Consider the following 13,748-nt stretch of genomic DNA (forward strand, 5'->3'; position numbering starts at 1 on the left):
GCCGTCCAGAACCTCCGCGAGTGGTCGATAGAGCCGTACCATCCAGTTCCAGCCGGGCCACCATCGGCTGTACGGTCAAGCCACCGGCGCCGCGCCGCGCCGCTCGAGCGCGGTCCTGCGGATGATTTCCGCGATCTCCGGGCTGCTGCTGCACAGCATCTGGAAATCCGCCGCGTGCAGCGACAGGAGTGAGACAGAAGTTGCGGCAGTGACGGTCGCCATACGCGGTTCGCCGCTGATCAGCGCCATCTCGCCGAAGAAGGCGCCAGGGCCAAGCTCCACCGGGTTCGGCGTCGCGACGCTGACGCGGCCTTCCACGACGAAGAACATCCGATCGCCGGTCTCGCCGCTGCGGCAGATCACGGCGCCCGCCGGCACCGTGCGAGGTCTTAACGCGCGCACGATCTCGACCAGCGTGGCCGGGCCAAGCTTCTGAAACAACGGAACGCCGGCAATCAATTGCCAATTGCGGACGAAATCCTCGCGACGCACTTCTTGATAAAAGCCGGAGGCAAGAATGCCGGCCCAGAGCCCGAAGATGCCGATGCCACACATCATGACGGCCCCGGCAAGGACGCGGCCGGCGAAGCTTTGCGGAATGTCGTCGCCATAGCCGGTAGTGGACAGCGTGACCACCGCCCACCACATTGTCTCGGGAATGCTGCCGAACTTTTCCGGTTGGACGTCGCGCTCGATGACATAGGCCGCAAGTGCGACACCGAACAGAACCAGGCCGAAGACCGTGGTGACGCCGACCAGGTTGCGCGCTTCGTTGGCCAGAACCCTGCCAAGCAGCGGGAAGAACGTCGAGTCGCGCAGCGGCTTCAGCAGCCAGACAGCACAGTAGAGGCTGCGGTCGGGCGTGCCGTCGAGCAGGAATGCGGCGAGTGGAACCAAAACCGCGAGCACATCGATTGCGATTGCCGGCGTCCTGTCCCGAAGGTCTCCCGCCCAGCGCTTGAGCAGGGTCTCGGCCATCTGCAGAAGATAGGCGGCCCAAATTACAGCGAGCACGGCAGCCAGAAGCAGTCTGCTTCGTCCGGACATGTTCGGCATCGTGAGCGCAGCCACCGCCAGAAGCCCAGGCGCAGCCAGCACCGCATTTAGCGGTGCGTAGATTCTCAGAAAAGGCAGTACCGACATTCTATCCCACCAGCGGCCACTGTGCTCCAGAATAGAGGCCTTCCGGGCAAGCGCAAAGGGTGCTTTGCGATCGCAAGATCAGGTCACCCAATGGCTTTCGGGCGCCGCTATCGGCGCTCCACGGTCGCACCGCAGGCGACGGATCAGCTCGGGAGCCGCCACATTCGCACGCGACCCGCACCGCGCAATTCCGTTTCCTCGAGTGGGTCGCAAGCAAATTTCGGTCCAAGCAGTTGGCAAGTTGCATCGGAAATACGGATTTCATCGGGCTCCGCGGACGTTTGAATACGTGAGGCGAGATTAACGGTCTCACCCCACAGGTCATAGGCGAACCGCCTCTTGCCTATGACGCCGGCGACGATCGGTCCTGAGTGAATTCCAATTCTCAGCCTTATCGGTTCTCCTGCGAAGCGTTCCCGCTTGACCGCTTTGCGCAGCTCAATCGCATAGCGCGTGAGGGCCTTTGCATGATCGGATCGCGCCGTGGGCAGGCCGGCGACCACCATCACACAATCGCCAATTGTTTTGATCTTTTCGCAGCCGTATCGCTCAGAGAGCCGATCCGCCGCCTTGAAGAAGTAGTTTAAAATAGCGAGCGTCGTCACCGCTCCGACGCTGCGCGCTCGTTCCGTAAAACCGACGATGTCGGCAAAAAGCACACTCACCTCTGCGTGGTTGTCGGCAATTTTCTTTTGCGCTTTCAATCGCTCCGCGATCGAGGCCGGGAGAATGTTGAGGAGCAGGTTTTCGGCGCGCTGATATTCACGCGCCAATCCCTCCTGGCTCTTCCTCAACGCCTCGTTCGTCGATTGCAATTTTTCGTTGAGTTGACGCTCCCTCTCTTGCAGGAGCGTCATTTCATAGGCCTTCTGTTGAAGCCGCTGCCTGTTGTCTCGTTCGGCAGTGGCGTCCAGAAAAAGCAGCCACACGCACGCATTGTCAGCAAAAAAATGGAGGTCGGCGACACGCCCGCCGGGCAGTTCAACCATGTCCATGCGAAACGGAAGCTCCGGGCAAGGCAGCAAACCCTCCATGAATTCAAGCTGCTCGGCAACAGGCTTGCCGATGCGAAGTGATGACAGCCCGTAATGTTCAACATTACCGCCCTTGGCAGCTATGCAAAGCTCAGGGTCGATTTTCAGATAAGCGACAGCGTGCCCGTCGAAGAAGAAATTGAAAAACCAATTTCTGACTTCTTTTGGCAATTCATGCATGGTCTATTTGGTGACCATCAAGGCAAGTTGACGAAAGGCGTCATCGACCTGCTCGCCCGAAAGCGCACTTGTTAGATAGATTTGCCATCCACGTTGCCTCAACTCGTTGATCTCACCATCCGATATCGCCCACCGATCGGCCAGATCGGACTTGTTGAACAGCAATACGAACGGCATGGCGCCGAATTCGGCCTCGACCCGTTCGCGCAGCGTGAGTGCCACGGCAAGAGTAGCGGCGCGGGTTCCATCGACGACAAGCACGAGCCCGGTTGCACCGCGAACATAGCTGACGCGGAATGAGCCGATATCGTCTTCGCCGGCCAAATCCCACAAAATCAGATCCACGGTTTTGTCCGGGAGCGCGACGCTCTTCTTGTCGATTTTCACTCCAACGGTGGTCAAGTAGGTTTCTGAGAAGATGCTCTGCACAAACCTGCGGACCAGACTCGTCTTTCCGACAGCGAAACCGCCCAGCATGCAGATCTTTTTTTGCAACATGTTGGGCTCCGCTAGTCCAGGTTTACGGTAATCGAAACCCGGCGATTGGTGGAGCTACCGGTTAGACTGTTTTCAGGTACAGCCGGCTCAAAAGTGCCCGCGCCCCGAACCAGCAGCAATTCGGGAGCGACGCCCCGCTTGTTGAGAAGCGCACGAACTGTCTCGGCGCGGGCGGCGCTGATCGACGCGTTGGCCGTCTCACGGCCCGTGGTGTCCGAATGCCCGGTCAACATGAACCGCGCCGTTACGCCGGAATTGCGGGCACTCTGGGCGAATTCCTTTATTTGATCCGCCAACCTGTCGAGAACCGGCGTCTGCTCCGGTCCCGGCACAACCTTGCCGGAAGAGAAGAAAATATCGGTCGTCTGGATGGCCTGCCTCAAATGATTAAGTTCTGCGAGGTTCAGCTCACGCAGCTGCGAGACATCCAGAACCACTCCGTCCGCCGAAAGTTGTTCAGCGGCGGCCCGCGCGCGGTTGATCCAGCCGGCAGGAGCCTCACCCACGGCCACGATGCGACCCTGGATGATCGAGAGCTGAACGGTTTTCGGCGGGGACAGCGCCGCCGTCAGCCGCTTCACCACAAACTTCGGATCAAGGCTCTGATAGAATTGCCACTGTGCATGAACGCGGGCAGGATCAACGTCCGTTCCGGACAGCAGGGCTTGCGGGTCGGCGGCAAGCGGGTCTCTCAAGCCGGAAATATAGAAATGTCCGCCCCTCGCCGTTTGTTGGGCGACGATGATTCCCGATTGGGCCTCAAGTCGCGACACATAATACTGCCAGTGCTCCGCCGCGCGTGCTTCGGGGCTCACGTCACGAACCTTGGAGATGTCGAATTCGGGTCCGCCTGCCGAAAGCTGCCGGGCCGCCGCGCGCGCGCGATCGATCCAGGTGTCGGGAGCCTCACCCTCGGCAACGATGCGATCATCGACGATCGAAAGTCGTACTGTATCCGGCGGATACAGTGACGCCGTCAGCCGCTTCAGCACGAACTCCGGCTCAAGGCTCTGATAGAACTGCCACTGCGCATGAACCCGGGCGGGATCGACCTCTGTTCCCGACAACAGCGACTGCGGATCGGCGCCAAGCGGGTCTCGCAGGCCGGCAATATAGAATTGGCCGTCGCTTATCTTTTGGTCTGCAACGATGATGCCCGGCTGGGTCTCCAGTCGCGACACATAGGCGTGCCAGCGCTCCGCCTCGCGCACTTGGGGACTTACGTCACGAACCCCCGAGATATCGAAGACCGGCCCGCCTGCCGAAAGCTGCTGGGCCGCCGCGCGCGCCCGGCTGATCCAGGTGTCGGGAGCCTCACCCTCGGCGACGATGCGGCCATCGACAATCGAAAGTCGCACTGAATCCGGCGGAGCCAGCGACGCCGTCAGCCGCTTCAGCACGAACTCCGGCTCAAGGCTCTGATAGAATTGCCATTGCGAATGAACCCCGGCCGGATCGACTCCCGTGCCTGACAACAGCGACTGCGGGTCGACGGCAAGCGGGTCCCTCAGGCCGGCAATATAGAACTGGCCATCGCGTACCTGCTGTTCGGCAACGATGATGCCCGGCTGGGCCTCCACTCGCGACACGTAAGCCTGCCAGCGCTGCGCTGATTGCCAGGAAAGAAAGTACCAACCGCCTGCCAGACTCAAGAGCAACAGGGCAACGGCCGCCACCAGCCACGGAAATCCGTCGTTTGATTCCTCTTGCTTGAGCTCGACGCAGGTCTGCAACTGCGCCTCTACGGAGGCCAGCTGCGAACCGTCGCCGTCGAACTGCTCTAAAGCCTCTGAGGATTGCTCATGGATGCGAAGCAACACATCGCGAACGATTTCATGCAATTCCTCCGGCGGATTTCCCCGGATCACCGAAACCAGTGTCGCAAACGGTCCAACTTCCGACCAGAGACGAAGCTCGCCGAAACGGATTGTGTCCAGGCCGCTCTGCTCTTTCTCGTTAAATGAGTCTTTTACAAAATCCTGAATCGCACTGAGCATCGAAGAAATGAGCTGAGGATCTTCGCTCGTCGCATTGTCGGCAGTTACATGCGCTATCAAAAGGCCGGAATTCCGATGAATGAGAAACGCATGTTCCACACGGTAGACAAGGGAATGCTTCAGAACAACTGCCGAGAAGCTTGCCCCTGTTCTCCAGGCTTCAAGTCTCCACTTGAGCCCGTGCCAGGTGAATATGTGCCTTAGAGTTTCATTCAGCGACTGAAAGGTCTGGTCGATCTTTTCGCCGATCGACTTGCGAATTGCCGGCAGAAACACCGGGTACAATATGTCCGTCAGCGTGCGCGGGCTCTTCTGGATCGACCGTTGCACAGCCCGTTCGACAGCTGGCGCAAGCGCCTCGCCGAGTTGCGCGTAAGGCGCTCGTCCGGCAGCACTGGGAAGAACGTCGCCCACGGCCGCCGCAAGCTGCTCGGGTTCGTCGAGCAGATGCGTGACGCGTGAAAGCTCGGAGATTTCGCGGCTGACCAGCAACTGCCGCAGCGTTTCCATGCGCGGATCGGCGGTTGGAACCGCCTCGAACTGCGCACGGTAGTCCGGATCAACGTTCCGGGCAATTTCGATCAAAAGACGAGCCAGAGCCTCGCGATCAATCTCTGTATCGTTCGAGGCTGTTCTTTGCGGAAGGTTGAATGGGTCGACGGTGAACGTCAAGGTCCCATCAACTCACTTTCCAGCTACGGTCCGAGTTGCTCTTGCTCCCGACGGGATCCTGATTGAGACACTTTGCAACCTCGACAAACAGGCCAGCCAAAAGATTTCGGTCGGTCTTGACGTTGCTGAGGTCGGCAAACATCTTCTCGATCAGCATCTGAACGCCTTCATTCTTCTGCTTGATTTCCTCACGCAGCAAATGATCGTTTCGATTTATCCGGTCCGAAACATCGCGCTCGAGCGCGCTCAACTGATCCGACAACGTGCGCACCTGCTTTTCAAGAGCCTGGTTTTGCTCGCGAAGATTCCGGTCGATCTCCTTGTCGGCATCGGCTCGTGAATCTTTTTCGCTCCGCAATTGCCCTGCAAGCGAATCGATCTGCTTCTTTGCATTCGACTCGTACATTTCGAGATTGCGCTTGGCCTCGGACTCGACATCCTTGAAGCGCTGCAACACCCGTTCTTCAAGCTTGGAAAAACGGCGGTCATAGTCCTGCATCTGGTTGCCGAACAGCAGGTCACGGATCTTGTCGACACCGACGGCGTCGCCGGCGGTTCCGTTTTCGCGAGCCTGAACTCCCATGAAGTTCAGCCCGTTTCCTTCTGTGTTACCTATCAGATTTACGTCCGCCTTCTTTTCTGAAGAAGCGGAATTCGAAGATTCCTTAGCCATCCATATACCCCCATTGAACACATGCCGTCAGGTAAGCATGTCAGCAATCGGGCCGCAAGCCGGATTCGTCTTGACTTATGCCTATTCATGGGGCAGCCGAGCGCGATGGCTAACGGCCCGGCAATGGCAATCAGGGGCGATGCCCTCTCAAAGGCGCGGAGCGTGCGGACGGTTCCGGGTATCCAAAAAGCGGCCTTCAGTCGAACGTCGCCAGCGGCTCGGCATTGATCTCGACCCACTCACAGCGCCGGCTTTCGTGGTAAAAAGACTGAAATGGCGGCGGGAACGACGGGTCGGCGAAGGCGCCGACGGGAATGGCGATCACGCCGGGTTGCGTGTCGATGCGATAGTGGACGGCGGCGCCGCACTCCGGACAGAAATTGTAGATGACGCGGCCGCCCTCGTCGCCGGTGCGCGTGAACTGCTTCGCCCGCCCCTCGATCGATACATCAGCTTGCGCAAACCGGACATTGTAGCTGAAGGCGCTGCCGGTGCGGCGCTTGCAGTCGAGGCAGTGGCAGACCGAGATGCGCACCGGCTCGCCCGAACAGACGGCTGAAAGCTGGCCGCAGAGACATTGCGCGCGGCGCGAGACCATAGTTTCTTCCTCCCCTTCACATCACTGCGTATCGGCGCTGGCCCTCAGTTCCGTCCGCTTCTGTTCCGAAACCATGGCCAGATCCAGCACCTTCTGCAGTTCGGCGGCATGGTGGAATGAAGGCTCGGCCTGCACGCCGCTGCGAACCGCATCGACGAAGCGCTGGTAATTGGTCGGCACCGTGCCGGCGTCGAGCACCTGCCATTTGCCGTTCTCGATATCCTCGCCGACACACGCCTTCAGTTCCGAACCCTCGAGATTGTGCACGACTTCGATGCCGCCCTTGTCGCCATAGATGCGCAGGCGCAATTCGTTGATGTGGCCGGTCGCCCAGCGGCTGGCGTGAACGACGCCAAAGGCGCTGTTGGAGAAATCCAGCGTCATGGCGAAGCTGTCATTGGCGTCGAGGTCGTATTCGCCGATGCGGTTGCCTGGCGCCTTGTCGAAGGTGCGCAGCCGGCAAAACACGTGGTCGATGTCGAGTGCGGCGCCATAGCTGGCGAAATCGAGGATGTGGATGCCGACATCGCCGAGCACGCCGTTGGAGCCGTGGTCACGCGACAGCCGCCACAGCCATTTCGGGTCGGTGCGCCAGTCGCCCCAGAATTTCGACACCAGCCAGCTCTGCAGATAGGAGGACTCGACGTGGCGGACGGTGCCGATCTCGCCGGCCAGCACCATCTGCCGCGCCTTCTGCAAGGCAGCGACATTGCGATAGGTGAGATTGACCATGTTGACGATGCCGGCAGCCTCAGCCGCTTTGGCCATCTCGCTTGCCTTGCCGAAGTCTTCGGCCAGCGGCTTTTCGCACAGCACCGGCTTGCCGGCCGCGATTAGCGCCATGGTGGTCGGGTGGTGAATGCGGTCGGGCGTGACGTTGGCGACCGCATCGAACTCGCCCCACGCCAGCGCGTCTTCCAGCGATGTGAATCGCTTCGGTATCTTGAACCCGTCGGCAAATTCGCCAACGCGCTTTTCATCGACGTCGACAGCACCGACGATCTCGACGCCGTCGATACCGCCGAAGCGGCGGGCATGCTCCTGCGCCATCCAGCCGGTACCCAGTATCAAAAGCCGCATTCTCTGCACTCCGAGCGAATTGGTTCGATTCAATCATATGGCGCAGATACGGTCTAGGAAACCCATGCGGAAAACCGCTACGCCTTTTTTCCTGGATTTTGCTTTAGCGGAAGCCGGCCTCGCCCGAAGCGTGCAGCTTGCCGCCGCGCTCGACGATCGGCTCCAGCGCCTTCTCGACCGGCACGTTCGGCGCCTCGAGGATCGCCGACTTGGTGCCCTGCGGATTGTGCGCCCACTTCACCGCATTGCGCAGCACCTTGTGCACATTGGCGTCGTGATAGGTCGGATAGGTCTCGTGGCCCGGGCGGAAGTAGAAGACATTGCCGGCGCCGCGGCGATAGGTCAGCCCAGAACGGAACACCTCGCCGCCCTGGAACCAGGAGATGAAGACGGTCTCCAGAGGTTCGGGCACGGCGAACTGCTCGCCATACATTTCTTCATTCTCGAGCTCGAAATATTCGCCGACGCCCTCGGCGATCGGATGGCTGGGACTGGTCACCCAAAGCCGCTCGCGCTCGCCCGCCTCGCGCCATTTCAGCGTGCAGGGCGTGCCCATCAGCCGCTTGAAGATTTTCGAGAAATGGCCGGAATGGAGAACGATCAGCCCCATCCCCTCCCAAACGCGGCGGGCGACGCGCTCGACGATCTCGTCGGCCACCGCGCCATGATCCTTGTGGCCCCACCAGACCAGCACGTCGGTCTCGGCCAGACGGTCGGCCGGCAGGCCGTGCTCCGGCTGATCGAGCGTGGCGGTCGAGGCGGAGATCGCCTTGTCGGCATTCAGCGCCTTGGCGATGGTCGTGTGCATGCCCTCGGGATAGAGGGCTGCGACCACCTCATTGGTCCGCTCATGGATGTTCTCGCCCCAAACGACAGCGCGTATTGTCATGGATGTCCTCGTGGTGAAGCCGACCCGCAGGGGTCACTCATAGTCTGCCTGGGGGTGAAAAGGGAATAGGCAGTGGGGAATAGGCAATAGGGGCAGAAAAACAATCAACAGGCGATGGACGCTCCTGGGCCCTACTGCCTACTGCCTACTGCCTACTGCCTACTGCCTACTGCCTTACGCTCCCCGGCCTTCCTGAGCGACCCGCGTCAGCGGCTTGGTCAGGCGCGGCACGACGACGAGGCGCTTAATCTTGCCCTTCTTGTAGGCGGCAAGGAAGCGGGCATAGTCCTTGAAGACGACGCAGCCATTGGACTCCGCACGGCCTCCGCGCAGCATGTAGGTGTGGGCAAGCAGGCCGTCGCGGCCGTATTTGTTGCCGCCGCTGACGGGAGTGAGACGGAGCGCCTCGACGCCATGGAAGCGGGATTCGCGCAGCCGCAGATCATAGGTGTTGGGCGGCGTCGGGCCGACATTCTTCTTGTGCACGAAGCGCGGCTGGTCGACCATCGAACCCAGCCCCGAATGGGCCTCCAGCCGCGAGCCGTCCGGCATATAGACGGTCTTGGCCGAGATATCGTAGACGGCGACGCCGCCGCCCATTCCGGGCGTGGCGAACAGATCCTTGAAGGCGCGACCGACACCGCCCGCCGGGACGTCCGGCTTGGCATAGGCCAGCATCTCGCCGGCCTGTGTCTTCGACCGTTTGCCAGGCTTGATCCGGCTTGATTGGATGCTCTGGCTGTCTGGCACGCCAGGCAGTGCGGCGACCTCCGAAGTACTGCGTGGCGAGCGCGGCGACGAATTGCCCGGCGACTGGGGTGCGGGGCTCTCGGGCGTCCTGTCGGTCTGTGGCTTGGCTGCCCTGGGCTTGCTGGCTTGCCGAGCCTCGGCAGGCTGAGCGGTTTCGGCGCGTGGACGCCAACCGGGCAACGCAATGTTGTCGGGCAGATCGTCCTGCGGCGGCAGCGAAGCGACCTGAACCTCGGCCTGCTCAGTATCCTGCCCTCCGGCGATTGCTTCAACGGCCGGCGGCGGGGCCAGCATGTCAGCGTCTTCCGGCAAGCTGTTGGCCAGCGCCAGCGCCAGGCGCGATGAGCGTTCGATCTCAGCCACTTCCGGCCCAAAGCGTTCCGAGGCGGGGCCATGCTGATCGGGCAGCCGGACTTCGGCGAAACGGGCAGCGACCGGAAGGCTAGCAAGCATGAAGGGCGCATTCGAGGCCTTGGCGAAGGCGGCAGCCAGCTTTTGCGGCGACAGCTCTGCCTTGGCCACCACGCCGTCGAAGCGCATGCCGCGCGAAGTGGCGAGAGCGACGCTGGTGTTTGGCGCAATGTTTGAGGCGACACTGCTCGGGGCCACAGCGTGCGCGGCCGGCTTCAGCCGCGCCATCTTGCCGTCATGCGCGAAGTTCGCGGCGGCATGCGCGCAGCCGGCGTCGCATTGGCTGAGCAGCGAGGCCTGTGATTTTTGCGCCGAAAGCCGCGGCGCCCACGAATTGGCGAGGCTGCGGCGCGAATCGGCAAGTGCTGCGTTCGGCAGAAGCAGACTGTGCGGAAGGCTGTTGGAGGCTGCGGTGAGCGAGGTACCGAGCGAATAGAGGCCGGCCATGGTTGCCACCGACCACAGCGCCAAGGCCGCGCCGACAACCGGCACTACCACCCAGCGCTGGCCGGATCTCTTCGAAGTCAAACCCCGTTCAGGAGTGTCGCCCCGGTCTTTCAAACGCAAAAACGCCATACAACCACTCTCAATCGGCATGCAGGCTTGCGACCCTCGCATCCGTGACATCCACAGTTCGCTGGTGCCCCCTGCACCTTTCGCGTCTGTTGCCGATTGAATCAAAAGATGGACAAAGTTGGTTAACCAATCCCTCCATCAGCCACCGATTATGCGGCGCCTGATACGAAAAAAAGAGCACTCCATGGTCTGCGCCACGGTAGAATGCTCTCCCTCACCCCCGCCTTGCTGCCCGTTTTTGCGATCCAAGTCAAGGAAACGCTGCGTCAGCTTGCTGCAAGCCTGTGCTGATTGCCCGCTGATCGGCCTTCTCAATCAGTTGACCTTCCGGTGGCTGGAAGGTCTATCCGCTCAGAGACGGAGACTTCCGGCGACGGAAATTTACCGATGAGAACCGGCATCACGACCGAAGAATCCGACTGCAGGTCGAACCCCTGCTGCGGCTGGCTGATCACAGATGGATGGGGCAAGGACATGGCGCCGTGAGATGGACTGTGAAAGCGGCGCTGCTGTGGCTGGTCTGTGCCCTTACGATGGCCGCCTCCGTCGGCGGCGGACCGATGGTCGCGGCCCGCCAGGCGTCGATGAAGGAGATGGCGGCGGCTGCGAAAACCATTGCCGGCATGTTCGACCGCAGGCAACCCTATGACGCCGCAGCCTTCAAGGCGGCAGCGGACACGCTGCGCGCTCGCACCGGCCCTGCCCTGATTGCCGAATTTCCGAGCGGCTCGCTTGGACCGCCTTCGCAGGCCAGGCTGGAGATCGATCAGTCACGGGCGGAATTCGAGGCGCTGGCAAATCATATCGGGGCGCTGGCGCGCGCGCTGGCCGCCAAGGCCCAAAGCGCGCCGGCCGTCATCACTGATGACATGCGCATGGGCACCGGCCCGGCAATGGGCGGCGGCAGCCTGCTCGGCAAGCGGCCGAGCACCGTGGAAGTCGATCCTACCAAAGTGCCGGCGGAGCATCTCCTGCACCTGATCCTGCAGGATTGCTCGAGCTGTCATTCGAAGTTCCGGCGGAAGCTACAGTGAAATAGACTTACCCGCCGGAGCGATACCCTTTGCTGGCCTGCGCCCCAGCCGCTTGCATACAAGTAAATTCGCTCGTGCTAATATATCGAAGTCATGCATATCCATGCATGACGAGCATCGGGAGGATGCAATGAAAACCATGAATCGCAGGTCTGCAATTGCCCTCGGTCTGACGACCGCCGCGGTAGCGCCTTTGTTCACCTTGGCGGCATCGGCAAAAATCAAGAAATACGGCCCGAAAGAGGGCAAGGAGATTGCGCCCGGTGTCAGGGTGGTGGAGGTCGGCACCGGCAATGCAGACATTCCCGCCTACAAGAGCATCGCAATTATCGACGTTGTGTTTCAGCCCGGAGCACATGCTCCTCAAACCGTGATGGACAACGACATGGTGTGCACCATTACCTCAGGTGCATTCACGATCAAGAAAGCGGACAAGGAATTCAAGCTCAAGACGGGTGATATGTACACCTGCTCCAAGGGCAAGACCGATGAAGCGACGAATACAAGCAAGGAGGTCGGCGTGCATCGCATCGCCGTATTGATACCCGCATAGCAGATGGAACTCCGGCCGGACCACGCCGTCGCGAGTCCGGCCGGCCAGACGAGGCGATCTCGTTCCGTCGTCAGCGCGGCCATCTCACGCCAGCCACTCCCTGATCGCCGGGCGGGCGGGAACGGCGCGCAGGTGGTCTTCGCGCTATGGCTTTGTTTGGGCATGATCTTTTGGGGAAGCTGGCTTGGTTTCAAAATCAACGGCTAGGTCGAATGGCTGATCAATCAGCGCATCCACGTGGCCAATACGGAGATCGAAACCGCACGAGTTTTGCCGGCCACCAGGCGGTGTTCGAGGCGATCGAGCGCCGCGACCCGGAAGCGGCCGGCCAAGCGATGCGGGCGCATCTGGAAAACGCCCGGAGCAAGTTCAATTCAGGTTCGGGCAGATTGGACTGGCCGGCAGACGCGGCAGCGCTCTGGCGCAAAGCAAAAAGCCCGCCGTTCAAAGCCGGCGGGCTCCCTTCAATCATACAGCGCGATCCGGTCGCCGATAACCAGGACGACCGAATTTCGGCCTTCAGCGGCTGGTTGCGCTCAGGGGGCGGGCTTCGACGGGTTTGAAGCGACCAGCGATCCGAGTTTGCCGGCTTTGGCCAGACTCGGCTTTTCGTAAGTTTTCTTCACAGAATCCCTCCTCTAATGGCATTAATTTCCTCTGCCAGGCCTGTTTTGTCAAATCTGGCAGCAGTCCGTCACAGGTCCCGGCGGCAATTCGTGCCCTTACGCCGGCTCGCGCTTGAGCGCCTGCGCCATGCAGTGAATGCCGCCGCCGGTCTTGGAAATCTCGCTCATGTCGACGGCAGCAACCTCGAAGCCGCGCGCTTTGAGTTGGCCGATCAGCGACTGGCTCGACGTCGGCGCGATCACCCTGTCCTTGCCGAGCGACATGAAGTTGCAGCCGAGCGCCATCGTGTCCTGGAACGGCACGTCGATGATCTCGTGGCCCTTGCCCTTCAGCCAGTCGACGATGCCGGGCTCGGTGCAGGCCAGACACACCGCGGTGAGTTTTTCGGCGATCGGCACCACCATCAGGTCGATATGGACGTAATATTCGTCGATGAAGGCGAGGCGCGTTTCCCAGCCTTCCTTTTCGAACCAGTCCTGCACCTGGCGGGCGCCCTCTTCCTGCGTGCGGGCGCCGCCGCAGCCGATCAGCACCACGCCCTCCTCGATGACGTTGAAGTCGCCGCCTTCGAAGGTGCCAGCCGTGACCATGTCGTAGATCGGGATGCCGAGCTTTTCATAGGTGCGGATGGCGGCATAGTTCTCGCCGCGCCGCCACCAATTGGCCATGGCGGTGATGAAGGCGCCGTAGGGCGTCATGACGCTGGAGTCTCTGGAATAGACCTGCATCGGCAGTTCCGGCGTCGGCTCGTGCCAGTGGATGTTGACGCCGAAATGCTCATAGGCGGCGACGAGGTCCTTGTGCTGCGCCTGGGCGATCTGAACGTTGCAGGGCGCTTCGCGCAAATGCTTGCGCGACAGCGAGCTGGTCGAGAGGTGGCGCAGGAAGTTTGGCGAGCCGAGCAACACGTCTGTCAGCACGTCGGTCTCGTTGGCAAAGCCCCATGATGTCAGCGGCTTGGTGCCGCCGGCGGGATTGCGGCGCTGCAGCGAGAACGGTTCGGCGATGATGCGATCATGGACGGTCATAAGGT

13 protein-coding genes are annotated in these 13,748 nt (G+C 61.1%); 3 read left to right on the forward strand and 10 right to left on the reverse strand.

Annotated features, from left to right (window positions below; genetic code table 11):
• Positions 1-75: 75 nt before the first annotated feature.
• The 9 genes from NKJ64_RS15165 to NKJ64_RS15205 all read right to left on the reverse strand — a co-directional run bounded on the left by NKJ64_RS15165 (position 76) and on the right by NKJ64_RS15205 (position 10,501).
• Entirely contained in the window at positions 76-1,143 is a 1,068-nt protein-coding gene (locus NKJ64_RS15165; RefSeq protein WP_352462859.1) for a cyclic nucleotide-gated potassium channel, read from the reverse strand.
• A 143-nt stretch (positions 1,144-1,286) separates the two neighbouring features.
• Entirely contained in the window at positions 1,287-2,357 is a 1,071-nt protein-coding gene (locus NKJ64_RS15170; RefSeq protein WP_352462860.1) for an adenylate/guanylate cyclase domain-containing protein, read from the reverse strand.
• 3 nt (positions 2,358-2,360) lie between these two features.
• Complete coding sequence (locus tag NKJ64_RS15175; protein ID WP_023670316.1) at positions 2,361-2,855, reverse strand: Rab family GTPase; 495 nt, start codon at positions 2,853-2,855, stop codon at positions 2,361-2,363.
• An 11-nt stretch (positions 2,856-2,866) separates the two neighbouring features.
• Positions 2,867-5,524: an OmpA family protein gene (locus tag NKJ64_RS15180; protein WP_352462861.1), complete on the reverse strand. Its 2,658-nt coding sequence runs from the start codon at positions 5,522-5,524 to the stop codon at positions 2,867-2,869.
• A gap of 7 nt (positions 5,525-5,531) precedes the next feature.
• Positions 5,532-6,197, reverse strand: coding sequence for a hypothetical protein (locus tag NKJ64_RS15185; RefSeq protein ID WP_023670314.1), 666 nt, complete (start codon positions 6,195-6,197; stop codon positions 5,532-5,534).
• Between the two features lie 196 nt (positions 6,198-6,393).
• Positions 6,394-6,795, reverse strand: coding sequence for a GFA family protein (locus NKJ64_RS15190; protein WP_023689042.1), 402 nt, complete (start codon positions 6,793-6,795; stop codon positions 6,394-6,396).
• A gap of 21 nt (positions 6,796-6,816) precedes the next feature.
• A complete protein-coding gene (locus NKJ64_RS15195) occupies positions 6,817-7,875 on the reverse strand; it encodes a Gfo/Idh/MocA family protein (RefSeq protein WP_352462862.1) in 1,059 nt (352 codons plus the stop codon).
• A 103-nt stretch (positions 7,876-7,978) separates the two neighbouring features.
• The gene (locus tag NKJ64_RS15200; protein ID WP_023684782.1) at positions 7,979-8,764 is read right to left on the reverse strand and encodes a ThuA domain-containing protein; all 786 of its coding nucleotides are present in this window, start codon (positions 8,762-8,764) and stop codon (positions 7,979-7,981) included.
• A gap of 174 nt (positions 8,765-8,938) precedes the next feature.
• The gene (locus tag NKJ64_RS15205; protein ID WP_502902870.1) at positions 8,939-10,501 is read right to left on the reverse strand and encodes a DUF2778 domain-containing protein; all 1,563 of its coding nucleotides are present in this window, start codon (positions 10,499-10,501) and stop codon (positions 8,939-8,941) included.
• A 482-nt stretch (positions 10,502-10,983) separates the two neighbouring features.
• Between NKJ64_RS15205 and NKJ64_RS15210 the strand changes: the two genes are divergently transcribed.
• The 3 genes from NKJ64_RS15210 (at position 10,984) to NKJ64_RS15220 (ending at position 12,651) form a co-directional block, all read left to right on the forward strand.
• Entirely contained in the window at positions 10,984-11,535 is a 552-nt protein-coding gene (locus tag NKJ64_RS15210; RefSeq protein ID WP_031201257.1) for a cytochrome c, read from the forward strand.
• Between the two features lie 130 nt (positions 11,536-11,665).
• Entirely contained in the window at positions 11,666-12,088 is a 423-nt protein-coding gene (locus NKJ64_RS15215; protein ID WP_023684778.1) for a hypothetical protein, read from the forward strand.
• Positions 12,089-12,234: 146 nt separating this feature from the next.
• Positions 12,235-12,651: an FCD domain-containing protein gene (locus tag NKJ64_RS15220; protein WP_081731252.1), complete on the forward strand. Its 417-nt coding sequence runs from the start codon at positions 12,235-12,237 to the stop codon at positions 12,649-12,651.
• A gap of 159 nt (positions 12,652-12,810) precedes the next feature.
• On the opposite strand, the gene NKJ64_RS15225 is transcribed toward NKJ64_RS15220, so the two are convergent.
• Positions 12,811-13,743, reverse strand: a complete 933-nt coding sequence (locus NKJ64_RS15225; RefSeq protein ID WP_023711883.1) for a dimethylarginine dimethylaminohydrolase family protein — start codon at positions 13,741-13,743, stop codon at positions 12,811-12,813.
• Between the last annotated feature and the right edge of the window lie 5 nt (positions 13,744-13,748).

Source organism: Mesorhizobium sp. M0062, assembly GCF_040323125.1.
Classification (GTDB): Bacteria; Pseudomonadota; Alphaproteobacteria; order Rhizobiales; family Rhizobiaceae; genus Mesorhizobium.